The sequence below is a fragment of the Desulfoluna sp. CYM3A genome, assembly GCF_056829965.1.
In genome coordinates this window covers 1,063,088-1,087,624 of sequence record NZ_CP186556.1, presented here as the reverse complement: position 1 = coordinate 1,087,624, position 24,537 = coordinate 1,063,088, and the positions used below count along the sequence as shown (strand labels likewise).

The 24,537-nt window shown below is 58.8% G+C and carries 22 protein-coding genes and 3 pseudogenes; 15 read left to right on the top strand and 10 right to left on the bottom strand.

Annotated features, from left to right (window positions below; translation table 11 throughout):
- Positions 1-43 precede the first annotated feature (43 nt).
- The 3 genes from ACOYW1_RS05785 to ACOYW1_RS05775 all read right to left on the bottom strand — a co-directional run bounded on the left by ACOYW1_RS05785 (position 44) and on the right by ACOYW1_RS05775 (position 4,659).
- Positions 44-475: a response regulator gene (locus tag ACOYW1_RS05785; protein ID WP_482422021.1), complete on the bottom strand. Its 432-nt coding sequence runs from the start codon at positions 473-475 to the stop codon at positions 44-46.
- A 29-nt stretch (positions 476-504) separates the two neighbouring features.
- Positions 505-3,021 (bottom strand): sensor histidine kinase, encoded by a 2,517-nt coding sequence (locus ACOYW1_RS05780; RefSeq protein WP_482422020.1) that lies wholly within the window; start codon positions 3,019-3,021, stop codon positions 505-507.
- 402 nt (positions 3,022-3,423) lie between these two features.
- Complete coding sequence (locus ACOYW1_RS05775; RefSeq protein WP_482417126.1) at positions 3,424-4,659, bottom strand: DEAD/DEAH box helicase; 1,236 nt, start codon at positions 4,657-4,659, stop codon at positions 3,424-3,426.
- A 438-nt stretch (positions 4,660-5,097) separates the two neighbouring features.
- Between ACOYW1_RS05775 and ACOYW1_RS05770 the strand changes: the two genes are divergently transcribed.
- Positions 5,098-5,430, top strand: a complete 333-nt coding sequence (locus ACOYW1_RS05770; protein WP_180145826.1) for a CGGC domain-containing protein — start codon at positions 5,098-5,100, stop codon at positions 5,428-5,430.
- Between the two features lie 283 nt (positions 5,431-5,713).
- Here ACOYW1_RS05770 and ACOYW1_RS05765 read toward each other — a convergent pair whose 3' ends face one another.
- From ACOYW1_RS05765 to ACOYW1_RS05745, 5 genes and pseudogenes are all read right to left on the bottom strand, one after another.
- Entirely contained in the window at positions 5,714-5,881 is a 168-nt protein-coding gene (locus tag ACOYW1_RS05765; RefSeq protein ID WP_482423893.1) for a hypothetical protein, read from the bottom strand.
- Between the two features lie 45 nt (positions 5,882-5,926).
- Positions 5,927-6,187: pseudogene (locus ACOYW1_RS05760) on the bottom strand (hypothetical protein); the annotation flags it as partial.
- Positions 6,188-6,608: 421 nt separating this feature from the next.
- Positions 6,609-6,869, bottom strand: a pseudogene (locus ACOYW1_RS05755) (HAMP domain-containing protein); the annotation flags it as partial.
- A gap of 778 nt (positions 6,870-7,647) precedes the next feature.
- Positions 7,648-8,235 (bottom strand): hypothetical protein, encoded by a 588-nt coding sequence (locus ACOYW1_RS05750; protein ID WP_482422019.1) that lies wholly within the window; start codon positions 8,233-8,235, stop codon positions 7,648-7,650.
- 46 nt (positions 8,236-8,281) lie between these two features.
- Entirely contained in the window at positions 8,282-9,034 is a 753-nt protein-coding gene (locus ACOYW1_RS05745) for an isocitrate/isopropylmalate family dehydrogenase (RefSeq protein ID WP_482423669.1), read from the bottom strand.
- 796 nt (positions 9,035-9,830) lie between these two features.
- Between ACOYW1_RS05745 and ACOYW1_RS05740 the strand changes: the two genes are divergently transcribed.
- The 5 genes from ACOYW1_RS05740 to ACOYW1_RS05720 all read left to right on the top strand — a co-directional run bounded on the left by ACOYW1_RS05740 (position 9,831) and on the right by ACOYW1_RS05720 (position 15,437).
- On the top strand, positions 9,831-11,195 hold the full coding sequence (locus ACOYW1_RS05740) for an acyl-CoA dehydratase activase (protein ID WP_482422018.1): 1,365 nt from the start codon (positions 9,831-9,833) through the stop codon (positions 11,193-11,195).
- 69 nt (positions 11,196-11,264) lie between these two features.
- Positions 11,265-12,308, top strand: coding sequence for a 2-hydroxyacyl-CoA dehydratase subunit D (locus tag ACOYW1_RS05735; protein WP_482422017.1), 1,044 nt, complete (start codon positions 11,265-11,267; stop codon positions 12,306-12,308).
- A 115-nt stretch (positions 12,309-12,423) separates the two neighbouring features.
- Positions 12,424-13,659 carry a 2-hydroxyacyl-CoA dehydratase gene (locus ACOYW1_RS05730; protein WP_482422016.1) on the top strand — a complete coding sequence of 412 codons (1,236 nt, stop codon included), beginning with the start codon at positions 12,424-12,426 and terminating at the stop codon, positions 13,657-13,659.
- Between the two features lie 375 nt (positions 13,660-14,034).
- A complete protein-coding gene (locus tag ACOYW1_RS05725; RefSeq protein WP_482417132.1) occupies positions 14,035-14,430 on the top strand; it encodes an FxsA family protein in 396 nt (131 codons plus the stop codon).
- A 62-nt stretch (positions 14,431-14,492) separates the two neighbouring features.
- Positions 14,493-15,437 carry a ChaN family lipoprotein gene (locus ACOYW1_RS05720; protein WP_482422015.1) on the top strand — a complete coding sequence of 315 codons (945 nt, stop codon included), beginning with the start codon at positions 14,493-14,495 and terminating at the stop codon, positions 15,435-15,437.
- A gap of 140 nt (positions 15,438-15,577) precedes the next feature.
- On the opposite strand, the gene ACOYW1_RS05715 is transcribed toward ACOYW1_RS05720, so the two are convergent.
- Positions 15,578-15,877, bottom strand: a complete 300-nt coding sequence (locus ACOYW1_RS05715) for a winged helix-turn-helix transcriptional regulator (RefSeq protein WP_482422014.1) — start codon at positions 15,875-15,877, stop codon at positions 15,578-15,580.
- A 316-nt stretch (positions 15,878-16,193) separates the two neighbouring features.
- Here ACOYW1_RS05715 and ACOYW1_RS05710 point away from each other — a divergent pair, with 316 nt between their 5' ends.
- The 9 genes and pseudogenes from ACOYW1_RS05710 to ACOYW1_RS05670 all read left to right on the top strand — a co-directional run bounded on the left by ACOYW1_RS05710 (position 16,194) and on the right by ACOYW1_RS05670 (position 23,735).
- Positions 16,194-16,406: a hypothetical protein gene (locus ACOYW1_RS05710; RefSeq protein WP_482422013.1), complete on the top strand. Its 213-nt coding sequence runs from the start codon at positions 16,194-16,196 to the stop codon at positions 16,404-16,406.
- Positions 16,349-16,645 (top strand): annotated as a pseudogene (locus ACOYW1_RS05705) (iron-containing alcohol dehydrogenase); the annotation flags it as partial. The gene ACOYW1_RS05710 and the pseudogene ACOYW1_RS05705, both read left to right, overlap by 58 nt.
- Before the next feature lie 78 nt (positions 16,646-16,723).
- Positions 16,724-17,335: a dehydroquinate synthase/iron-containing alcohol dehydrogenase family protein gene (locus ACOYW1_RS05700; RefSeq protein WP_482423668.1), complete on the top strand. Its 612-nt coding sequence runs from the start codon at positions 16,724-16,726 to the stop codon at positions 17,333-17,335.
- Between the two features lie 615 nt (positions 17,336-17,950).
- Positions 17,951-18,787 (top strand): sulfide/dihydroorotate dehydrogenase-like FAD/NAD-binding protein, encoded by an 837-nt coding sequence (locus ACOYW1_RS05695; RefSeq protein ID WP_482422012.1) that lies wholly within the window; start codon positions 17,951-17,953, stop codon positions 18,785-18,787.
- A gap of 4 nt (positions 18,788-18,791) precedes the next feature.
- Positions 18,792-20,279: an NADPH-dependent glutamate synthase gene (gene gltA, locus ACOYW1_RS05690; protein ID WP_482422011.1), complete on the top strand. Its 1,488-nt coding sequence runs from the start codon at positions 18,792-18,794 to the stop codon at positions 20,277-20,279.
- Positions 20,280-20,614: 335 nt separating this feature from the next.
- The gene (pncB, locus tag ACOYW1_RS05685; RefSeq protein WP_482422010.1) at positions 20,615-21,829 is read left to right on the top strand and encodes a nicotinate phosphoribosyltransferase; all 1,215 of its coding nucleotides are present in this window, start codon (positions 20,615-20,617) and stop codon (positions 21,827-21,829) included.
- Positions 21,830-21,840: 11 nt separating this feature from the next.
- Positions 21,841-22,104 carry a hypothetical protein gene (locus ACOYW1_RS05680; protein WP_482422009.1) on the top strand — a complete coding sequence of 88 codons (264 nt, stop codon included), beginning with the start codon at positions 21,841-21,843 and terminating at the stop codon, positions 22,102-22,104.
- On the top strand, positions 22,091-22,615 hold the full coding sequence (locus tag ACOYW1_RS05675; protein ID WP_482422008.1) for a cysteine hydrolase family protein: 525 nt from the start codon (positions 22,091-22,093) through the stop codon (positions 22,613-22,615). Before ACOYW1_RS05680 ends, ACOYW1_RS05675 begins: the two co-directional genes overlap by 14 nt.
- 4 nt (positions 22,616-22,619) lie before the next feature.
- Entirely contained in the window at positions 22,620-23,735 is a 1,116-nt protein-coding gene (locus tag ACOYW1_RS05670) for an NUDIX hydrolase (protein ID WP_482422007.1), read from the top strand.
- Between the two features lie 511 nt (positions 23,736-24,246).
- Here ACOYW1_RS05670 and ACOYW1_RS05665 read toward each other — a convergent pair.
- Positions 24,247-24,504: a hypothetical protein gene (locus ACOYW1_RS05665; RefSeq protein WP_180145791.1), complete on the bottom strand. Its 258-nt coding sequence runs from the start codon at positions 24,502-24,504 to the stop codon at positions 24,247-24,249.
- Between the last annotated feature and the right edge of the window lie 33 nt (positions 24,505-24,537).

Sequence of the window (24,537 nt, the reverse complement as noted above, 5' to 3'; positions counted from 1 at the left end):
CGGCACATGCCCGCGGGGTGCCCGCACACAGCCCGACGCCCTTTCAGCCCCTCACCGTATCCAGGGCCTGTCGCACCTGGTCCGCAAGCTCGCCCATACTCACCGGCTTTTTCACGATACCAAGCACCCCCAGGCCCTTGGAGGCCCGTTCCTGGGCCGCGTCTTTAAGCCCGGTGCAGAGAAGCACCGGCATGAGGCACCCCATCTCGCGCACCCGGGCCACAAGTTGAAGGCCCGTCATCTGGGGCATGGTCATGTCCGTCAGCATGAGCTGCACCGAATCCGGATCGGCGGCAATAAGGTCAAGGGCCTCCAGGCCACTTGACGCCACCGAGACCCGATAACCCAGCCGTTCAAGCATCATCCGCTCCACCATGCACACCTCCTCCTCGTCGTCTACAACCAGGATGTGTTCATGGCCCTCGGGGGCGGGGGAAACATCCGAGACGTCCTCTTCAACGCAGGCCGACTCCATGTAGGGGAAGGTGGGACTCAGGGCGCCCCCTAGCCAACCCCGAGGGTGCTCTCTACGTCGATCTCCCCCCCGTGGTTCTCCACAATGCCGTGCACGACAGCCAGGCCGAGCCCTGTGCCCTTCTCTTTGGGCTTGGTTGTAAAATAGGGGTCAAAAATACAGTCCAGAACGGCTGGTTCGATGCCCCCCCCGGTGTCGCGAACGGTGAGGGAAACACCGGAAGCCCCGGGCTTGCCCCCCGGAGCCAGGGTCACCCAGATGCAGCCGCCCCTTCCCTCCATGGCATGGTAGGCATTGGTCACGAGATTCATCACCACCTGATGGATCTGGGTGGCGTCTCCCATCACGGGGAGAATCTCTCCGGTGACATGCACCCGCAGGTCGATGGTTGCCGGCAGGCTGGCACGCACCAGTTCCATGACCTCGGTGAGGACCTCTGGAATCATGACGGGCTCAAAGACCTGATCTCCCTTGCGACTGAAGGCAAGGATCTGGTTCACCAGTTTTTTGGCTCGCAACGAGCTTGCATGGATCTTGTTCAGGTATCGACCGTGGGGGCTCGACGCGGAGATCTCCTCCTGCATCATCTGCACATACCCCATGATGGGGAAAAGAATATTGTTGAAATCATGGGCAATACCGCCTGCCAGGGTGCCGATGGCCTCCATCTTCTGGGAGCGGATCAGGCTGATCTCCATGGCTTTTTTCTCTTTTTCGCTCTCCAGGCGTTCCATCTCGTTGGCGATGCCCTTGGCCAGGATGGCCACCACCTCCTGGGTCCGCTTGGGAATGGAAAAGCGGGTCCTCGACATGGCGCACATCACCCCGATGATCTTTCCGTTGTGATTTCGCAACGGTGCAAGCCCAGAAAACTTTGCCCAGCTCAGCTGGCGAAGCATGGAGTTGGCCGGAAACCGATCCCGGACCCCTTCGGGGTAGATGCAGACCCCCTCGTTCATGGACTCAAAGCAGGGGGTCCCCATGAGCTGATAGGTCATGGAATCCTTCATGTACCCGTCCTTCACCATGGCCAGGGTCTGGACCATGTTGTCCTCGCGGATCTCACCGATAATGGCAGTGTCGCACCCTAAAAAGGCGCAGAGCTGACGAACAGCGCCATCGAAGAAGTCCTGTTCCACGCGCCCTGCAAGGGTCTCCACCAGGGCCTTCATGGCGGTATCCTCCTGCTTTGCATCGGTGATGTCCGAGGCCATGCCCGCGATCTTGGAGTCCCTGTCACCGGCCTCTTCGATGCTGAAGCCCCTGAAGCGGAGCCACCGCAGCCGCCCCTTGACATCCCGCATGCGGAATTCAATGGACTCCATCCCCTCCTGGCCGGATTGCAGGCGAACCAGGTAGGCAAAAAAGGACTCCCTGTCCTCCTCATGGATGGCCTCACGGATCAGGGTGGGGTTGCGGCGGACCTTTGACGGGGACAGCCCCAGAATATGCTCCACAGCTGGACTGATCTCCTGGATCTCCCGCGTGGCCATGGATCCCACGCAGAACACCTCCTCCATGTGTCGGGTCAACCGACGGAACCTCAGCTCGCTTTTGGCCACCTGCTCATCGGCACGCCGCCTGTGAAAGGCAATGACGGCCAACACGCAGGCGAGAAAGGAGAACACGCCGATGCCACCCAGGGCAACACGGGTGTAGAGCCCATAGGAGCTGTCCCACGGCTCGACATTGCGATAGCGGTCCACGCCGTTGGGAATCAGGGAAAGAGACATGCCCCTGGCCTCCATGGCCTCCGGGTCCACCACAAAACGATGGGGGCTCTCAGCCTCCACGGGAATCTCAAAGGCCGGCGTGCCGGACAGGATCTCAAGGGCCATCTCCGCGGCCCGTTTCCCCTGGTCGAAATGGCTGATGAGCTTGCCGCCGATCACCCCTTGCCCCATGCCGTGATACCAGAGGTGATACAGGGGAGACGCAAGGTTCTCCGTGACCAGAGACAGGGCATGGTCGAAATCGATGCGGCGCCCGGTGCGGTCCACAAAGGCGGACAGCAGCAGCACTGCGTCCCTGTTGTCAAAGGTCTTCAACACCTCTGCCAACTCATCAAAGCTCAGGTTTTCAAGGGAAAGCATGGAGAACTGGACGGACTTGAACTCCCGGGCCGCGGCATGGAAATGATCCAGCACGCCCTTGACGCTTACGGTGTTGTCCGCGATGGCCACGATACGCCGGACATCCGGCTGCAACCGGGCCATAAGGGAGAGGGTCTCGGAGAGGGCAACCGACTCCACCACACCGGTCACCAGCGGATTTTCGTTCTGTTCGAGGGCAAGCCGCCGGTTGTTCACCCCGAAAAAGACCATGGGAATGTTCTGGAACAGGTCGTTCTGATGATCCAGAACGTAATGAAGGGCGTTGTCGTCCCCCACCAGGATGAGATCGTAGGCCGGGAGGCGCGACAGTTTGAAGGTGAGAAGGTTATGGAAATGGGCTTTGATTTCCGGGGGGTCGAACCGCTTTGTGTCGATGCACTCGATATCAAAATGGATGGATCGGGAAGAGAAGACAGAGCGGATCCCCTCCACCTGTCTGAAAAAGGTGGGATAACTGGGATGGTACAGAAAAAGCTGCCGAGGAACAACACACTCCCGGCACCGCGCACCGTATCGGCGGCACAGACAGTTGACACCTGACTGCCCCCCCACAGACACACGGCCGCAACGGCCAGCACCACCGCATTGAGCCCCCGCAACAAACAGCAACACCCTCTCCAGGGCCCTGGATATGTCCTCACGCTACTCCCCCCAGCCAGCGGTCATTTTCCGGTTTGTCGCTCCCCGGCCTCAACCGGGGCACCGCCGTTCACATCAAAACGCCTTTCCATGATATCGTCCCGCCACTGCGGTTTCTTTATTTTTTCATGGCAACAGGGTCCGCCGCCGTCCGGACCGACACCTTTAAGGTGCCGCCCGGAACGGCGCGCAACCTTACCTGCGCTTCTTTTTTCTCTTTCGGCTTTTTTCGAAAGCTTCGTTCTCTGCGATGAGTTCCTCTGCCGACAGCTCATTGGAAAAATGCAGGGTCCGGGCGTAGTCGGTTTTTCCCACGTGAAGCACCTCGACCTCTTTACCGATGAATTCCTGGATCTCTTCCAGGCGTTCCTTCTCCTCCTTGCTGCAAAAGGAGAGGGCCACGCCCTTATTCACACCGCGACCGGTCCGGCCCACCCGGTGGACGTAATTCTCCGCCACCTCGGGCAGGTCGTAGTTGATCACGGCGGTGACGTCCGGAATATCGATACCGCGCGCGCTCACATCCGTGGCAATGAGCATCCGGCACGCCCCGTCCTTGAATGCCTTCATGGCCTCAAGGCGCTGCGCCTGCTCTTTTTCCCCGTGGATGGAGACGGCGTCAATGCCCACGCGCCCCATGGCCTTTGCCACACGCTCGGCCCGCACCCGGGTGCGCACGAACACCACTAGCTTGCTCTCGGGGTTGTCCCGCACATAGCGTTCCAGAAAAAAGCGTTTGTCGTCCATCTCCACGAACATCACCGCATGGGAGACGTTTTTGGAGACCGGGTCCTCGGGGGAGAGCTGAATGCGGATGGCCGAGCTCTTTACCTGGGAAAAGGCAAGTTTCTTGATTTTTTCATTGATGGTGGCCGAAAAAAACAGGGTCTGGTGCTTTCGGGTGATCTTCTTTTTAACGAAACGGATGTCGTCGATGAACCCAAGGTCCAGCATCCGGTCCGCCTCGTCCAGCACCAGGGTGTCGATGCGGTTCAGCCGGATATAGCCCTGGCTGATGAGGTCAAACATGCGGCCCGGGGTGGCCACCAGCACGTCGATGCCGTCCTGGAGTTTCTTGATCTGGGCATCCTGCTCCACCCCGCCGTACAGGGCAAAGGTCTTGACCTTGGTGTGGCGGGAGAGACTGTCGAACACCTCGCCGATCTGAGCGGCCAGTTCCCGCGTGGGCACCATGACGATACAGCGGATACCGTATGAGCGCTTGCTGCTCTTCCCCCGCTGGATCCTGTCGATGAGGGGAATGGCAAAAGCCGCCGTCTTACCCGTGCCTGTCTGGGCGATGGCCAGGACGTCCTCTCCCTTCTGAATGGAGGGGATCGCCTTGAACTGGATGTCCGTGGGCCGCTTAAAGCCGAGCTGGGCCAGGTTCTTCTTGATATCGTCGGATATATAGTATTGATCGAATTTCATTCGTTTCCCTTCGGGTCATGGTGCCTGCGGGGTACACGGTTCCCACAGCCACGGAATTCTCGGCTCGTCAGAGGGTTTGCCACAGGTACGCTACCTGTGGATATACTGGCCCGTCAATGCGGCGGTTTTTGCCCGCCCAGCCATGGGCTGGCGTATGTTACCGAGGCCCCGGCCCATATTCTGTTTTGCCGTTTCGGTTCATCCACTTACATGCGAATCGTAAAAATAGCAACACCCGATCATGCGGTTCCAGGGGGCAGTTCACTGCCAGGGAATACCATTTATCTTTCTTGATAGCGACTAGTATTCATGGTACGGATTACCGGGACAGTCTGAAATCAGGTTTCGAGGTGCCTTGCTCCTTTTCAGGCAAAGGGAGAAACCGCGTCCCCGGCCCCTGTAACAACCACACGCAATCAATGGAAAGAGAACACGCAGATGAAAAAAGTCGGAATCATTCGTTGCCAGCAGACAGAGGACATGTGCCCCGGCACCACGGATTTCAAGGCCGCCACCCAGGGAACGCTGGCCTTCGAGGAGACGGGCCCCGTCGACATTGTCGGGTTTGTCAGTTGCGGAGGCTGCCCCGGCAAGCGGGCCATCTCCCGGGCCAAGATCATGGTGGATCGAGGCGCCGAGGCCATTGTCTTTACCTCCTGCATCTCCAAGGGGAACCCCATCGGCTACCCCTGCCCCCACTACGCAAACATGAGGGACGCCATCATCAAAAAGATCGGACCGGACGTCCAGATCATCGAATACACGCATTAACCCGTTTTTCAGCAACCCAAGCAATTCGAGACACCGGGCCAGAACCACGAGGCCACGTATCCCTTCCTCCCGAAACGTGTCCCTCGCGAGACAAAAAACCCCGGGCAGTTCGCCTGCCCGGGGCTTTTTTTATCTCAACCGGGCAGCAGCCCCTGATCGGCTCACCCAAAGGGAGAGACAATCGTGCATTCAATATTCCCCACTTTTCAGCCATTTGACTTTGCCACCATGGACGAACAGCCACCTTCACACAGGCGTGCCCATAGTATAAAATACAAACCCTTTACACCCGAAATCGCCCCACCAGATCGGACACCTCGGTGGCCAGGCCCGACAGGGCCTCGGCGCTGTCGCTCACCCGGGTGCTGCTGGCCGAGGTTTCACCGGAGATGCGGTTGATCTGGGAAATCTCGTCGGCAATGCTGTTGGAGACCAGGGAGCTCTGTGCCACGTTTTCGTTGACCTCCTGAATGCCCGTGGAGGCCTGGGCCACGTTCCCGGCGATCTCCTGGGTGGTGACGGCCTGCTCTTTGACCGCTTCGGCGATGGTGGTGACAATGCCGTTGACCTTGTCGATGACCTGGGTGATCTGACCGATCTCCCCGGCGGTCTCGGCCGTAGAGTTCTGAATCCCTTCGATGTGGCTGCGGATCTCCTGGGTAGCCCCGGCGGTCTGACCGGCCAGGTCCTGCAATTCGTCGGCTACCACGGCAACCCGCAGCCGGATCTCCGGCCCGGGCCGCTTCGATGGTGGCATTGAGGGACAGAAGATTGATCTTCTCGGAGATCTCGGTATCGACCTCGGAAACATGGCGGATTTCTGGGTCCAGACCCAGGGTGTTCATTTTGGCGGCTGCGCTCCCTGCCTGATTCACCGCTTCCCGGGTAATGGTGTGGGAGGTGTCGGAGTGCTCGGAGATCTCCGAGATGGTCACCGTCATCTCCTCAGCCGCGGAAGCCACCATGCTCATGTTGGCGGAGGCCTGTTCGGTGGCGGCAGCAATGGACTGCATGGTGGCGCTCATCTCCTCAGAGGAGGCCGACGCCGTGCCGGACTTTGAAGAGACCTCGTCGGCCCCTTCGCTCATCACATGGGAGATCTGGGCAAGTTCGGTGGACGACCCGTTGAGTTTTTCCGCGCTTTCGGACACCAGCCGGATGATCTCCTGCACCTTGTTGATAAAGGTGTTGAACCAGTGGGAAAGCTCGGCCAGTTCGTCCTTCCCCTTGACGTTGAGGCGCACCGTCAGGTCTCCCTCGCCGTCGGCAATATCCTTCATTCCCGCGGCAATATCGTTAATTGGCCGCGTGATGGAGCGGGCGATCAAAAAGCCCACACAGACGATGGCGGCAACCCCGAGCAGCACCACAACCCCGATGAGGGTCTTGAGCTGGCGAACGGCGGCAAAGGCCTCATGTCCGTCAATCTTGGAGATCATGATCCAGTCCAGGCCGTCGATACCCAGCTTTCCGTAGGAGACCAGTTGCTGCTCCCCCTTGTAGGTGTAAGTCCCTGCCCCGCTCTCCTGGGCAGAGGCGTCGTCCAGGCAGGCGAAAAAGGCCTGCTCACCGGCTTTGCCTGTCCGGGTGTCTGTTCGGAACACCGCCCCCTCCCCTGTGCGGGCCACAAGAAAGGATTCCCCGGTCTCTCCCATGCCCTCACGCCTCATGGCGATGCTGTTGAGCTGGCCGTTATCAAGTTTCAGGGCAACAAGCCCCGTGACCCGTGTCTCCTGGGTCATGTTATCCACAACGGAAATGGGGGCAAGGATAAAGGCAATGGACTGATTGTCCGCAGGGGCATACGGCATAAAGTCCGTGGTGGCCAGCCCTTTGAGCCCCAGGGCAAAGGCCCGCCCGAGATGGGTTTCGGCCAGGGGGCCCTCCAGCACGGACTTGCCAAGATCCGGGGCCTTCCGGGCCGAGTAGACAATGCGGCCGTTGGCCTGGATCAGCAGCAGGTCGTTGTACCCGTACTCCTGGACGGCAAGCTTCATGGACTCCCCGTATCGGGTGTCGTAGAAGTCGTAGCCATCCATGTTGACGTTGCCCTCTTCGTCAAACAGCATGGGAAAGCGGTTCAGGGCCTCGGACAGGGCGTAGTTCTTGGACAAAACAGAGATGTCTCCCAGGCATCCGGCATAATACTCCCGCACCTGGGCTTTTTTAATCTCCTGGACAATTTTCAATTTTTCAAAGGATTGCTCTGAGAGGGATTCACTCGACTTCAAAACGGAAACGGAACCGATGACGGCCAGGGGCACAATACCGACCAACAAAAACGTAATCAGTATTTTGGTCCCAATCTTCAGTCTGTCCAAAATCATCCTGCATGTCCTTTCTCTGCATGGGCTCCGGCCCGGCGCTTGCCCGGACCAGACCGTTGAAATACCAGTCAAACACACCGACAAAACCCATTGAAACCCGGTCAAAAAACAGCCATGCAAAGAAACGCCATGGAAAACCGTTTACGGCGCCATGCCATCCCACGACAGGTGTCCACTCTGCTTTTGCATCAGCCCGAACTTTATCAACAATACTGACTGCGACCTTTTTGATTCCGACACACACCATCCATGGGTTCATTGCCCTTGATGATACCCCATAAGCTCCGTATGTCAATGTTTTCAGAGGACACAAAGCAAAAAACGCAAAGACAAAATTAAGGAAAGAATATCGGACAGGAGATATACCTAACCCTGAGGTGAAAAACCGGATAGGGATGCGGGCGCCTGAAAGGAAAAAACCGGTGCCTCCGGCGGCAAGGTGAGCGGCGCCTTTTAAAAAGCGCACCGCCGGAGGCATGACCGATGTGGCTGCAGGGACTTGTTGCCTGGATGAGGCATCCGGATCAGAGGCGGTCCATGACGGCCTGGGTAAAATCCGTGGTGCCGTGGGAGCCCCCCAGGTCGCGGGTGGTGCGGTCCCCTTCCTCGATGACGGCGGTGACGGCCCGTCGAATGGCCTCGGCCTTCTCCTGCATGCCCAGGTACTCCAGCATCTGAATGAGCGGGTCGCGCCAGGAGGTGGGGTTGGCCAGGTTCTTGCCCGCAATATCCGGGGCACTGCCGTGGACGGCTTCGAACAGGGCCGCGTTGTCACCGATGTTGGCCCCGGGGGCCATGCCCAGCCCGCCGACGAGGCCGGCGCACAGATCGGAGATGATGTCGCCGAACAGATTGGTGGTGACAATGACGTCAAACTCCTCCGGGTTCATGACCAGCTTCATGCAGGTGGCGTCCACGATCATCTCGGCGGTCTCGATGTCGGGGTACCCGGCGCTGATCTCCCGAGCCACGTCCAGGAACAGGCCGGAGGTGGACTTCAGGATGTTGGCCTTGTGGACGATGGTGACTTTTTTCCGCTTCTCTTTTCGAGCCAGCTCATATGCAAAACGGACAATGCGCTCGGCCCCCTCACGGGTCACCAGGCTCATGGCCTCTGCCGTGCACCCGTCTTCCGACACGGTCTGGCCCAACCCAGAATACATGCCCTGGGTGTTCTCACGCACGGTGATGATATCGATGTCCTCGTAGCGGGCCTGGGTGCCTTTAAAGGAGATCACCGGGCGCAGGTTGGCGTAGAGGTTGAACTGCTTGCGCAGGGTGACGTTGATGAGAGGTGAACCCCTTGCCGATGGGGGTTGTCAGGGGCCCTTGTGAGGGTCACCCCGTTCTTTTCAATGAGGTCCAGGGTGCGCTGGGGCAGGAGCTCTCCGTGCTTTTCCAGGGCTGCAAGGCCCGCGTCAGCAAACTCATACTCAAAATCGCATCCGGCTTTGTCCAGAATCTGTAGTGCCGAATCAATAATATGAAGTTAGACCCGTCTCCGGGGATCACGGTGGCTGCCGTTGTGCATCGAATATTCCTTTCTTGGTGCCGCCCCTTCAGGGCGGCCTATGGGCAATGACGGATTTGAAACCGGGGGATAACGCCAGATAAACAGGTTGCTTTCATCGGGCGGGACCTTTTGTACAGGAGATCTCCCCCGATCTCAAGCTCTTGCCGCAGAAAACACGGCTCGCACCCGAAACAGGGCGTCACCCCCCCACAGATCCCATGCCCCATCATACACCCCCCGCAGACGTTTTCAACCAATGGCGGTTTTCATCATTTTTTCAATGGGTTTCAAAACACAACCCACCCTGGCCACCCCTTTTTCATTCCACCCTTGTCGAATGAAGGATCTTATGGTAATCCTCTTTCGATACCACAAACATTTTCCCACATACGGGCAACGCCTTGAAAACACGATAATATTGTCGCATAACGTCGGTTAAGGCAGCACCACGGGAGACCTGGGTTGGTCTTGTTCGGCGAGCACAATTCAAACGTCGTTTCTGACAAAAACTACGGTTCATAACCAAAAACATATACCCACTAAAACAGAAGAGACACTGCATGACACCTAACGGCACACTCTCAGGACATACGGGCGCAGGCTTTGCGTCCCTGCCCCGGACTCCGGGACAGATTTTCTACAGGATTCCCTACCTCTTTCTCCAGAAGGCCAAAGACCGCGTTCAGGAGGCCTGGGAATCTGTGGCACCGGTCATCGACACCTTGAAAAAAGAGTCGCGGGACCACGCCATCAAAGGCGAAGAGGTGGCCTCCTTTACCTGTGAAGACGGCTCCCGCGTGGAGATCAGCACCACCGTCTCCGACCTCTGGATCAAGGCCGAAGCCTCTGACCCGGTTCCCTCTTCTCCCTTCCAGAAAATCGACGAGCTCATCAAGGGGCTGAAAAAACCCGCGTACAAATACATCTGCGACAAGGGCCGCGCCCTGGCCTTCCCCCTGGTCTCGGGCACCTGGAGCGACACCGTCAAAGGCTTCATCGGCCTTGACGCCGGTTCCATCTCCATCAACATCGCCTTTGTGGATGAAGCGGGCGTGGTCTTTGAGACCGACTACACCCTCACCGAAGGGGACGTCATCAACAACATCAAAAAAGCGTTCTCCCGCCTGTCGGCTAAGCTTCCGGCCAACATCGACATCCTGGGCTCCGGGGTCACCGGCAGCGGCCACGAGATCTCCTCTGCCCTTCTGGGGGCCGACGTCTACGAGACCGAGCTGGACGCCCACGCCGAAGCCACCCTCCATCTTCTCCCCGACACCCAGGTCATCTTCGATATCGGCGGCCAGGACTCCAAGGTGATGTACATCGAAGACGGCGAGCTCGATGAAGCGGGCATGAACAAAAAATGCGGCGCAGGCACCGGCTCCTTCCTCGACGCCCAGGCCGACCGGCTGGGCATTCCCATCGAAAAATTCGGGGAGACGGGCCTCAAGGCCAAAAAGCCCTACAGCTTTTCCAGCATGTGCACGGTCTTTGTGGGCCGCGACCTCATCGCCGAGCAGGCCAAGGGCAACACCAAGGAGAACATCATCGCAGGGCTGCATCGCTCCCTGGCCATGAACTTCTACGCCACCCTCGGCATCAACAAAAAACACCTCAAGACCCCCATTGCTTTCCAGGGAGGCGTGGCCTCCAACATCGGGGTGAAAAAATCCCTGGAGGACCTTCTCAGCGAAGCCCGGGGCGAAAAGGTCGAACTCTACGTCCCCATGCACCACAAGGTGATGGGTGCCATCGGCATGGCCCTGTTTGCCCGGGACGAAGTGGAAGACAGGGGCTCTTTCCGAGGCATTGAGACCATCCAGGGGATCACCTCGGAGTTCACCGAATGCACCCGTGCCCAGGAGCTGGGCTGCAACAAGGCCATGTTAGGACCTGGTTCACCTGTCCAGGGGCGGGGGAGATGACTTAACCCTCTACGCCTGCGACGCCTACGCAGCCACTCCCATGGCCTCCTCGGCCGAAAGGTCGGCCCAGTGAAAAAAATAGGATGGTTCTGCACCTACACCCCCCTGGAGATTCTCCACGCGGCAGGCGCTCTTCCCGTGGGCATCAAATCCGATTCCGGGGCCGAGCATGAAGACGTGGTCCTGGGGGACTCCATCTGCTCCTACGTCCGCTCTTCCATGGGAGGCGCCCTCACCGGGGCCTACGACGCCCTCTCCGGCGTGGTCATCGCCCACTCCTGCGAGTGCATGCGGCGCCTGGCCGACGGCTGGCTCTATCGCCAGGACGAAATCAAACCGGCCATGCTCCACCTCCTGATGCCCAAGGTGGTCACCAACGCCAGCGTCTCCTTTTTTGCAGGGGGCCTGCGGCGCATGAAAGAGGATGTGGAGGCCCATGCCGGCCCCATCACCGACGAGGCCCTGCGGGCCTCCATGGCCCTCTTCAACAAAACGCGGGCTCTGTTCCGCGAGGTGGACGCCTTGAGAAAAGAGGAGGCCACAGCCGTCACCGGACGCGAAGTGGAGGCCCTCATCACCGACTCGTGGGACATGCCCCGGGAGGAGCTCAACAGCCGCCTTGAAGCCTTCATCTCCGAGAAAAAAGGCCAGACCGGCGACAAGGACGCCCCGCGCATCATGGTCATCGGCGGCCCGGGCAACGGCTCCCTTATTAAAACCATCGAGGCCACCGGCGGTGTCTCCGTGGTGGAGCACATGTGCACCGGCCTCAGGGCCTTCACCGGCGAGGCGGCCCCGTCGGACGACCCGTACAAAGAGCTGGCCAGCCTCTACCTTTCCGGCACGCCCTGCCCCCGCATGCTCGGGGACAAGTCCCGGGAGGCCATCGAGGAGATCCAGCGCCTCATCACCGAATACCGGGTGGACGGGGTCCTCTACTACTCCATGAAATTCTGCGCCAACATGCAGATGCAGTGGGCCCTTTTGAAAAACGACATCCCCGTGGACGTGCCCATGAAGGTCCTCGAAGGCGACATCAGCTCCGAGATCAACGAACGTGAGGTGCAGTCATTTATCAAGAGACTCAAAAAACGACGAAAGAGAAACCGATGAACCGAGCCAGAAGGGGATGAATACAAGAAGAGAACACGGAGCAGCGAAAAGCCCAGGTACAAAACCTGCTCCGCGTCAACGGCCTGGAGATCGGCCCGGGGGGTGCCCGTTAAAAATGGCCTTTCCCAAGGCCTTTGACACCCTCTCCCCCTCGGCAAAGCGGGGGTACCTCAACACCGAGCAATTTTTCAACGCCTACAACCTCAACACCAACGGGGAGTTTGCCTACCACAACGTGGCCTGGCGAAGCCTCTTTGTGCCCACGGAGATCATGTACGCCATGGGCCTGCTCCCCTTTACCACGGAGATGGTGGCCTCCCAGCTCGCCATGACCGGGGCAGCCCGGGAGCGCATCGAGACCAGGAGGCACGAACTTTCAGGGGACCTGTGCTCCTTCATGAAAACCGTGGCAGGGGGCGTCATCGAAGACATCTTCCCCACCCCGGATGTGCTCATCACCTCCACCCACCTGTGCGACCCCTCGGCCAAGTACGCCGAACTGGCCGCCCACAAATACAAGCGCCCGGAGTTTATCCTGGACATCCCCTACGGCCTCTACGACCTGGCCGCAAGCACGGATGAAAAGGACATCAAGCGGGTGGAAGAGGGCGTGGACTACGTCTACGAGCAGCTTCTGGAGATGGTGGCCTTCGTCACCGAACACACGGGCCTCACCCTGGAAGACGAAGCCCTGCGCCAGGTCATCCGGTGGACCAACGAAGCCCGCACCTGGCTCAACGAAGGCAACGACGTGGTGCTCCAGCAGCGCACAGCGGCCAAGAAAGGGGTGCGGGAGCTGGACTACGCGGCCAACCTCATGCAGACCTGGGGCACAGAACGCATCGTGGACGTCTACAAGTCCCGCTGCAAGGAGTACAAGGGGAGCACGGCACCGGCAGACGACGACAGCCGTCCCCGCATCGCCTGGTTCCACCTGCGTCCCTACTTCAAGACGCCTCTCATGACCTACCTGGACGAGCGCATCGACATCTCCGCCTCCCAGGTCAACTACGCCTTTTGGGAGCCCCTGGACCCGGCGGACCCCATCCGGTCCATCGCCCGGCGCACGGTACTGCACCCGGCCTTCTCCTCGGTGACGGCCCGAACGGGCATCGCCATCGACGAGATCCCCGAGGACACCGAAGGCATCATCGCCTACTACCCGAAGTCGTGCCGGCACTTCCACGGTGGCTCCATCATGGAAAACGAGATGTTCAAAAAAGCGGGCATCCCCATCCTCACCATCGACGGAGACTGCATCGACGACCGCGGGGAGGATTTTCCCATCGTCAAGACCCGCGTGGACCGATTCCTGAAATCCATCAAGAAGCACCCGCGCAGCAAGCGATAGCACGGTTCAAAAACGGCCTCCGGCGACCCTGCCGGAGGCCAGCATTTCGAGTCTTCGCCGTGGTTATTCCAGTTACACTAAAATGACTCCCAAAGCCCCTTCATAGTGTTTCCAGTAAAATGAAATAGGCCTCTGCCGCAAAAACGGTTGCATAATGACGACCTCCATGCATTCGCCATAGGGTTTCAAGGTGCCCCCACCTTGCCGCCGGAGGCCAGCTTTTTCCACCAACGGTCACCATAGAAGGCGCTTTTGGCCTTTTCCCCTGTATCCTGCATCCCTTCCCTTGCTTGACATTTACGGGATCGGTCCCATCTTGTGGTGAAACCGCACGACTGCGGGTTACTTTCACGGATTCATATGGAGACTGTCCCCATGGTGTTACGTCTTTTTCTTTTGTTTACCCTGGTCCCCGTCATCGAGCTGTGGCTCCTCATTAAGATCGGCTCGTTCATGGGGGCTTTTGCCGCCCTTGCCCTGGTCATCGGCACCGGCATTGCCGGGGCATCTCTTGCCAAGATCCAGGGGCTCCAGACCGTCATCAAGATCCGGGAGTGCATGGACCAGGGGATCATGCCCACGGAAGAGCTCATTGACGCCCTGATGATCCTCATTGCAGGGATCGTCCTGGTCACCCCGGGCCTTCTCACCGATTTCGCAGGGATTCTCCTTCTGATCCCCGCCTCCAGGGCCCGTATCAAGGCCTGGGCCAGGGACGCCTTTAACCGCCGCATCGAAAGCGGAAACATCCGCATCCACCGCAACTTCTGACCCGCCGATGCCCACGCGGGCTCCCCCTGTGCCGGGGGCCCGCCACCCACGGGAGTTCAGCCATGAACCGAGCCTTAAGCACCCTGGGCCTTTTTCTGGGAACCCTCCTGTTTGCCGCCGGATGCCTGGGCACCGGCCGCGCCGCCATGGAACCGCCACGATACACCATCATTGCCCCGGACGGCACCCGAATCAGCCAGGACGCCCTTCTCTCCGAAGCCGCCCGGGCCGATGTGGTGCTGGTGGGAGAGACCCACGACAACCCCTCGGCCCATCACCTGGAATATGCCCTGTTCAAAGGACTCCTTGAAAAACGGACCGCCAAAGGGACAACGCCCGGGGCCATCCTGTCCTTTGAGATGCTGGCCCGGGACCTCCAGGGCGTCACCGACGAGTACCTCTCGGGGCTCATCACCGAGATGCACTTCATGGCCGCCTCCCGCCCCTGGGGCAATTACACCCGCGCTTACCGCCAAACCCTCAACCTGGCCAAGGAGAGGGGGGCACCGGTCATCGCCGCCAACGCCCCGAGGCGCTACGTAAACCTGGTGGCCCGCAAGGGCAGAGAGGCCCTTGAGCAACTCAGCCCCGAGGCCAAAACCTGGATCGCCCCCCTGCCCTACGAGGGGGCATCTCCGGCCTACCGCGCCAAGCTGGCGGTCCTTGAGCGACAAATCCTCCACGCCCCCCAAAACGACAATCCCCACGGCACCAAGGCCCCGGGATCACCCCCGTCCACCATTAACACCGACGCCCAGGCCCTCTGGGACGCCACCATGGCCTGGTCCATTGCCGAGGCCAGAAATCAACACCCCGGCGCCCTTGTCATGCACATCTCCGGTATCTTCCACTGCGAAGGCGGCCTGGGCATCCCCGAGCACCTTGCCCTTTACGCCCCTTCAGCATCCATGCTCATCATCACCATCCGGCCCCCGGGCTATGACGAAGCCCTCCCCGACGCCCAACCCGACCGCGCCAATACCCAATACCTTGTCCTCACAGAATAGAAAAAGCCCGCCTTCCGAACGCCTTTCGGACAGCGGGCTTTTTTTCATTTGCCTCCTCCCCTCAACGGGAAGCAGGGCGATCTATTTCCCTTTGCCCTCCCGGCCGTCAAGGTACTCCCTGGACCACGCGTTGAGGTCCTTTAAGATGGGGCTGAGCCTGCAGCCGTATCAGGTGAGGGATACTCCACCACGGGCGGAACCTCCGGGTATATTTTCCTGCTGACGAGCCCGTTTTTCTCCAAGGCCCTCAGCTGCTGGGTCAGCATCTTCTGGGTTGCAGACGGCATGATCTTCCTGAGCTCTCCAAATCGTTTGGTCCCTTCGGTTGCAAGGGTCCAGACAATCAGCGGGACCCACTTTCCCGAGAGGAGCTCAAAGGCCACCTCCACCTCATTGACATAGGAACTGCAACTCACTTTATGGGTCCTGTCTTCCGGCATGATACGCCTCCCGCCTTCCGTTTCTTCGATGTGATCCATCGTACCACATTTTCTTGTCATCATAATCATCGCCCCACCGGGCGGCAAAGGCCCCTACTGCAAAGCCATCTGCCGTGCGCAGCATCCCGTGCCATAACACGAAATTGAACCAAACCGAAAGATAGTTCCCTTTTGGGAACCACGTGTCCAAAAGCATACTGAAACACGGAAAAGTGCCTACTTTACAGGAAATCCTTAAAAAGGTTTAGTGCCTCTCGTCGGGCAAAAGAGTGCCCGTCAAGTAACCAGAGACACCCTTTCAATTAAGGAAAAAATCATGACCACTTTTATTGTCCCCAAAGATATCTTCCACGGCCTGGGTTCCCTTGAAAACCTGAAAACCATCGAAGGCACCAAAGCCGTCATCGTCATCGGAGCGTTTGTCCAGAAAAACGGCATCCTACCAAACGCACCTTTCTCACGGAAGCCGGCATTACCTCTGCCGTATTTTCCGGTGTTGAAGCCGACCCCTCCATTGCAACTGTCCTGAAGGGCGCAGCCTTCTTCACCGAGGAGCAGCCCGACATCATTGTGGGCCTGGGGCGGGTGCTCCGCCATTGATGCGGCCAAGGCCATGTGGAGTCTGTGAACCCGGACTCCAAACTGGAAGAGCTGGCGGCACCCTTCGGTGTCAAAAAAATGCGCAACAAGGCGACATTCGTCGCCATTCCCTCCACAAGCGGCACGGGCACCGAAATCACCGGCCTTTCCGTGATCACAGACACCGAGAAAGGGGTGAAGTACCCCCTCGTGTCCCACGAGCTGACCCCTGATGTGGCCATCATCGATGGTGAACTCTGCGCCAGCATGCCCAAGACCGTCACCGCAAACACCGGTCTCGATGCCCTGAGCCACGGTGTGGAAGCATACGTCTCCAACATTGCGGACCGTTACAACGACGCCCTGGCAAAGGGGTCCATCGACCTGGTGTTCAAGAACCTTCCCAAGGCCGTGGCTGAGCCCGGAGACCTGGAGACCCGCCAGGCCATGCACGACGCCTCCTGCATGGCAGGGATGGCCTTTACCAACGTATGGCTGGGTATTGTCCACGCCATGTCCCACCAGGTGGGCGGCACCTTCGGTGTCGCCCACGGCTGCGGCAATGCGATTCTTATGCCCAACGTCATCCGCTTCAACGCCAAGGTCACCGAGAAGTACGGGGACCTGGCAGCCCTGTTCGGAAAAACCACGGCCGAGGAGTTCGCCCAGGAGATCGCCGGGTTAACCGCATCCGTGGGCGTGGCCGGGTCCTTTAAGGCGTGCGGCATCGATGAGGCGGAGTGGAACGCGAAGCTTGATGCCATGACCGAACATGCCCTCAAGGATCCCTGCACTCTCTTCAACCCGAGAAAGCCCACCTTCGACGAGATCAAGGCCATCTACCAGGCTTGTTACGACGGAACGGCCATCGATTTCTAACCGGGACTGAAGCAGCTTCTGCAAGCATGTATGAAAAGGGGAGGGCTCCAGAGCCCTTCCCTTTTTTATCTTGATTCGTAACTGTTCAGCTCATGCCTCCGGCGGCCCTGCCGGGGGCTAAACGTTTAAAAAGTTGAACAAACAGGTTTTAAAAAATCTTTTTGAGTGAATTTTTACTTTAAAGGCGGATGTGATGTGACCCGAGGAACGAGGGGCAAAACACATCCGCAACCTGCTTTCAAGGTGGCACACCTTGCCGCCGGAGGCTGTTTTTTTTGAGCTGAATAGTTACCTTGATTCATCCCCAAGGCTGTGGGTGCGATACATCTGGAGTGCATTGAACACCCGAAACAAAGCTCATGTGAGAGCCACCCTACAAAGGCAGGCAGGAATAGGCATGATAATTCCTGTAATCTCTATTCCCATGGCCCATTTGTTCCATTATACTGCATCCCCTTAAATGGAAGACTCAGGGCCTACCCCGATGAAACGATACACACAGCCAATGGCAAGGTGAACGCCACCGTGAGGGTTGATTCGCCCGGCATCGTTTTGTTGGGCATGGTTTTTCATCCAGGCCCTTATGCATAAAACCAACACACATGATAAGAACCCATGAATAAAATTCTTTACAAAGAGCAGCTCTCGGAGACCGTTTTCCTGATGCGGGTTGAAGCACCGCTCATCGCTCAGGAGCACAAGGCCGGTCAGTTTATCATTCTTCAGATCGACCATGATTTCGGGGAACGGATTCCCCTCACCATTGCAGGCACGGATACCCGGGAAGGCTCCATCACCCTCATCTTCCAGGCCGTGGGGGAAACGACCTCGCGCATGGCCCGAATGAAAGCAGGCGATGACATTTCCGATCTCGTAGGCCCCCTGGGCACCCCGACCCACATTGAACACTTCGGCAGGGTCGTCTGTGTGGGTGGGGGCATCGGCATTGCCCCCCTCTACCCCATTGCCCTGGCCTTGAAACAGGCGGGAAACCATGTCACCGTCATTCTGGGTGCACGGGACAAGGACCTGCTCATCCTGGAAGAGCCCATGCGTGAGCTTGCAGACGAGGTGATTGTCTGCACCGACGATGGGTCTGCCGGGCGCAAGGCATGGGTCACGGAACCCCTCAAAGAGCTCTGCGAGCAAACGGAAAAACCCGACTTCACCATCGCCATAGGGCCGCCCATGATGATGAAGTCCTGCTGCGCCGTCACAAAGCCCTTCAACATCCGAACGGACGTCTCCCTCAATGCCATCATGATAGACGGCACCGGAATGTGCGGGGGATGCCGTGTCACGGTGGGCGGTGAGACCAAATTCGTGTGCGTGGACGGTCCGGAATTCAACGGTCACCTCGTGGACTTCGACAACCTCACCTCACGACTCGGAACATACAAAACCCAAGAGCACACATGCCGTATCGGCCGCACGGTCGGCCATCAGGATTAAGCCCATGACATATATTTCCCCCGAAACATTGCAGGAACAGGCCCTGGAAGCCCTCAAGGCACTGCCCGAAAACCTCACCCGGAAATCGCGGCTGACCCTTCCCATGCAGGAGATGCCGTCCAGGCCTCATTCTGTCCGCCGCCGCAACATGGCCGAAGTGGCCCTGGGGTACACGCCCGAGCAGGCCAAAATCGAAGCGGAGCGCTGCCTCCAGTGCAAAAACGCCCCGTGCATTCAAGGGTGCCCGGTACACATCAACATCCCCGGTTTCATCAAGTGCATTGCCGACGGGGATTACCAGGGCGCCGTTGCCACCATCAAAGAGAGCAGCCTCCTGCCCGCGGTCTGCGGTCGGGTCTGCCCCCAGGAAACCCAGTGCCAGGCCCCCTGCACCGTGGGCAAGGCCATGAAATCCACGGACAAAGCCGTCAACATCGGCCGCCTCGAACGCTTTGTGGCCGACTGGGAGCGCCAGAACAACCTCATCGAAACGCCCCCTGTAAAGCCTTCCACCGGCAAAAAAGTCGGCATCATCGGCACCGGCCCTGCCGGTCTCACCGTTGCCGCAGACGTTCGCCGCCAGGGCCATGACGTGGTCCTCTTCGAGGCGTTCCACAAACCCGGGGGAGTGATGCTTTACGGCATTCCGGAATTTCGGCTTCCCAAGGAGATCGTGCAAAAAGAGATCGAGACCCTTCTCGAGATGGGGTGCACCCTTGAAACCAACTTTGTCATCGGTCGCACCCGCAAGCTCACCGACCTCCTTGAAAAAGACGGTTTCGATGCCCTCTTCATCGGCACGGGCGCGGGCTTGCCCCGTTTCATGAACATTTCAGGGGAAAACCTCGTCGGGGTCTACTCCGCCAACGAGTACCTCACACGCACCAACCTCATGAAGGCCTACGACCGGCAGCGTGCGTCCACGCCCATTTTTGAGTCCCGCAAAGTCGCCGTACTCGGTGGCGGCAACGTCGCCATGGATGCAGCCCGTACCGCACTGCGCCTGGGAGCCGAAGAGGTTCACCTCATTTATCGCCGCACGGCAGCAGAGATGCCAGCGCGTTCGGAAGAGGTCCTCCATGCAGAGGAGGAAGGGGTCACCTTCCACTATCTCCAGAACGCCTCCCGCATCCTGCCCGACGACAACGGATGGGTCAGGGGCCTCGAGTGCCAGCGCTATGAACTGGGTGAAGCCGATGCATCAGGCCGCAGAAGCCCTGTGGTCATCCAAGGCAGCGAATTCACCATGGACATCGACACGGTCATCATCGCCGTGGGCAATGCGTCCAACCCCCTGATCCGCCAGACCACACCGGGCCTTGCCACCGATAAAAAGGGTCAGATTCTCGTTGATGACCAGGGCAAAACCTCCATCGACCGGGTTTTTGCAGGCGGAGATATTGTTCTGGGTGCCGCCACCGTCATCCTCGCCATGGGTGAGGGCAGACAGGCCGCCGCGGGGATCAATGAGATGCTCTCCACCGAGGCATAACGCGGATATTTCACGGGTTGAGTGTGTTCATCGACAAGGAGCCAAAACAACCACCAGGCGTTGAGTTTGCCGGTTTGCGTCCGCAAGGTTATATTTTTGGTATAAATGACATAAATTCGCCTTGACATTTATTGCAGTGGGTATACCTTTGGCTAACGCCCGGATGATACCCAACAACCATCAACCCGGTTGAAACGGCTGCAAAACGGCCATCCGGGCTCGATGCATTCGCCCTTCCGCAGCACGCTGCGGAGTTTGACTCCGGGAGACCCCGCAGGGCCCCCCTTGAGAGCTTGCCGCCTTTTTCGGCGCCACAACATGTGGAGATCCATCCGTTGACAACCCCGATTATTCAATCATTGCTGGACACCGACCTGTACAAACTCACCATGATGCAGGGCGTTCTTCATCAGTTTCCCTGGGCGGAGGTGGAGTATGAGTTCCGCTGCCGCAACCTGGGCATCGACTTTGCCCCCGTCATCGACGGAATAGACCGAGAGCTGGACCACCTTTGCTGTCTGCGATTTGAAAAGGACGAGCTGGACTTCCTCCAGAGCCTGCGCTTTATCAAGCGTGATTTCATCGAGTTTCTGCGCCTGTTCCAGCTCAACCGCGAATTCATCACATCGGAAATGGAAGGGGATGATTATGTGCTGAGGATCAAGGGCCCCTGGCTCCACACCATCTTATACGAGGTGCCGGTCCTTGCCATCATCAACGAGCTCTACTTCCGCCACAACCACCCCGACGCCGACCTCTCCGAGGGTCTCTCCAGACTGGAAGAAAAGATCGACCTCGTCCAGTCGGAAAACAGCAAGGGCCTGCCCCTGAAGTTCTCCGATTTCGGCACGCGTCGCCGCTACTCCCGGGACTGGCATGAAACCATCATCAAAACCCTGAAAGACGCCCTCCCGGACAACTTCATGGGCACCAGCAACGTCTATTTCGCCTGGAAGTATGACCTCACCCCCGTGGGCACCATGGCCCACGAATGGCTCATGGCCTGCCAGGCTCTGGGGCCCCGGCTTGTGGACAGCCAGAAATTTGCCCTGGAGCACTGGGCCCAGGAGTATCGCGGAGACCTGGGCATCGCCCTCTCCGACGTGGCCGGGTTCAAGGCCTTTCTCAAAGATTTCGACATGTACTTTGCCAAGCTCTTCGACGGGTGCCGCCACGACAGCGGGGACCCCATCGCCTGGGGCGAAGACCTCATCACCCACTACAAGAGCCTGCGCATCGACGCGTCCTCCAAGGTGGGTGTCTTCAGCGACGGCCTCACCTTTCCCCGGGCCATCCAGATCGCCCGCCACTTCAAGGACCGCCTCATCACCTACTTCGGCATCGGCACCAACCTCACCAACGACGTGGTGGGGGAACCCCTTCAAATCGTCATCAAGATGACCCGATGCCAGGACACCCCCGTGGCTAAGCTCTCCGACTCTCCGGGCAAACAGATGTGCGACGACAAGGGCTACCTGGCCTACATGAAGCGGGTGTTCGGCAAGAGGACGCGAGCACCAGCGGTGGGCCCTTTTAAACAAACGGCATGAGGAGAAGAGACATGAAACGTATCCTGTTGATCATCGATCCCCAGAACTCGTTTTGCGACCCCACCGGGGAGCTGTTCGTGGAAGGTGCGAGCCGGGACATGGAGCGCCTTACCGATTTTATCGAAATGAACGGCGACGCCTTCTCCCGCGTGGTGGTCACCCTGGATTCCCACAACCGCATGCACATCGCCCACCCCGCATGGTCCACGGGCCCGCTCCGGCAACCCGCCGGCCCCCTTCACCGTCATCACCGCAGACGCGGTGAAAAGCGGTGACTGGAAGGCGGCACACGATGAAGATCAGGCGTGGAGCCAAACCTACATGGAGGCCTGCGACACCCATGTGATCTGGCCTCCCCACTGCCTGTTGGGAACCTGGGGCCATGGGGTGTACCACCCACTGGACACCATCTTGAGCAGATGGGCCAACCGACACACCGACCTGGTGATGCTCCCCAAGGGCGCCTCACGATACACGGAGCACTTCTCCATCTTCCGGCCCAAGGTCGAGCGAAAAGGCGACCCTGCCTCCGTGTTCCACCGGTCGCTTTTAGATGACCTGGCCGGGTTTGATGAGATCTATGTGGCAGGGGAAGCCTCTTCCCACTGCGTGGCCGACAGCGTCCGGGACCTGGTCTCCGCCCGGCCCGACCTTGCGCCCAGAGTAGTCCTTCTCACCGACGCCATGAGCCCGGTTGCGGGCTTTGAACACCTGAGCGACACTTTTTTCACCGATATGGCTGCGGCCGGGGTTCGTACCGCCGCCACCAGCGAGGATATTGAATAAACGCATGAACCATAAGGACGATATCATCAGGCTGGGCATCGATGTCCACGGGGTGGCCGACACCTTCCCCGATTTTTTCTCCAGGCTGAGCCGGGAGCTGGTGGCCCACGGGCATGAAGTCCATATCATCACGGGAACCGAGCACACCCGGTCCCTGGAGCACTACCTGAAGGATCAGCTGGGGCTCGCCTGGACCCACCTCTTTTCCGTGACCACCCACCACAAGCAGGGGGGCACTGAGGTGACCTACATCGACGGCAACCCCTACATGGACAACCGCATCTGGAACCGGTCCAAGGCCGAATACTGCCGACGAAACGGAATCCAGCTGCACATCGACGATTCCGACGTCTACGGCAAATACTTCACCACCCCCTTTGCCCGCATGGTGGACAGCCTCTCCCACGAAGAGGACCTTGTCCCCCTTCCCGAAGGGGGCGAATGGCACGCCACCAAAGCCGGAAGCGAGCCGAGTGTCTACAGCGCCAAGACCACCTGCCCCCTGCCCACGGTCTCCGTGGAGATGGTCATTGCCGCCTTTGCCGACGGGGAGATTCAGGTCCTCCTGCCCCCCAAGCCGGGGCGCCCTGACCTCCGGGCCCTCCCCTTTCTCCCCTTTACCCCGTCGGAAGGCGGGGATTTGGAGGTGTGCGCCACGCGCATCCTCTCCACCATGACCGGCCTGAGCCAAACATGGATGGAACAGCTCAAGACCTACGACGAATCCCGTCACCTGGTCACCAGCTATTTTGCCCTGGTGCCGGAAAAGGCCGTGGCCTCCCGACACGGCGACTGGTTTCCCCTGGGAGAGGTCATCGCCCAAAGCGCGCCCCACCTGTCCCCGTTTCACCGGCAGGTCCTCTCCGATTTTCACGAGCGCCTCAAGGGCAAGATCTCTTACACTCCCATCGCCTTTGCCCTTCTGGACGAACGGTTCACCTGGACTGAGCTGCGGTGCATCTACGAAGCGATTCTGGAAAAATCCATTGACCCGGCCAACTTCCGGAAAATGATCCGCACCCACTACACCATCCGGAGCCTCAAGGAGAAAAAGGTCAAGGCCACGGCCGGAAGACCCCCGGAACTCCTCACCTACGGGGGCACCCGGGACGTTTACTGACCCTTGTGAGCGCCAAGCGCCACCCGCCTTACGCCCGGCAGCCATCCCCATGGCCTGCCGGGCGCCCTGCCTGTTCCACTTACAACCCTGCCCCCCAGGCATCCTTCACCTCGCCCAGCGGCCCTGTGCCCACACCAAAGCCAAAACGCGAAAAAACAGATGCAGGGGTATGACCTGATTGTACCTGATGGGTTCGTTATTGTTTAAAATGGATAATACGGAAGGGGATCGCCGCTAAGGGCAAGGGAGGATGACCCAATCGGCCAACAGGCAATGGTGGGACGAGGGCAGAGACGCAGACCATGGGCCCGGTGCCGCCCCGAACTCGCAAAGGTCGGAGAGTCAGCACACAACGTCATGACATATTTATCTATATAAAGTAAGACACAAGAAACAAATTTGATCAAAAAATTTCTTAGCCAAAAGTTTATTAGCATTCCCACGGGACCCACACAAGGATTGGAGATCCCATGGGATGCGACGTTTTTCATGCCTTCAACTGACCAGAATATTAATTCACTGTCTCATATTCGTAGCTGGCCTTGATTTTTTTCAGGTTTCGAAAATACTCTTTCGATCCCATCCGGAGCTTATCGCTGCTCCTGGCCCTGTACTCAGTATTGGCCTTGATGAAGCATTTCTTGCATGCCGCACGGAGTCCGTCTTTCCCACCTTTCTGCCGATAATACTCTGTAATCGGCTTCTCCTCACCACACTTTGAACACAATTTTGTTGTCACCATTTCCAACCTCTTTCCTTCTACTTTCATTCAAACAACCCTAACCAAAAACGAGATATTACT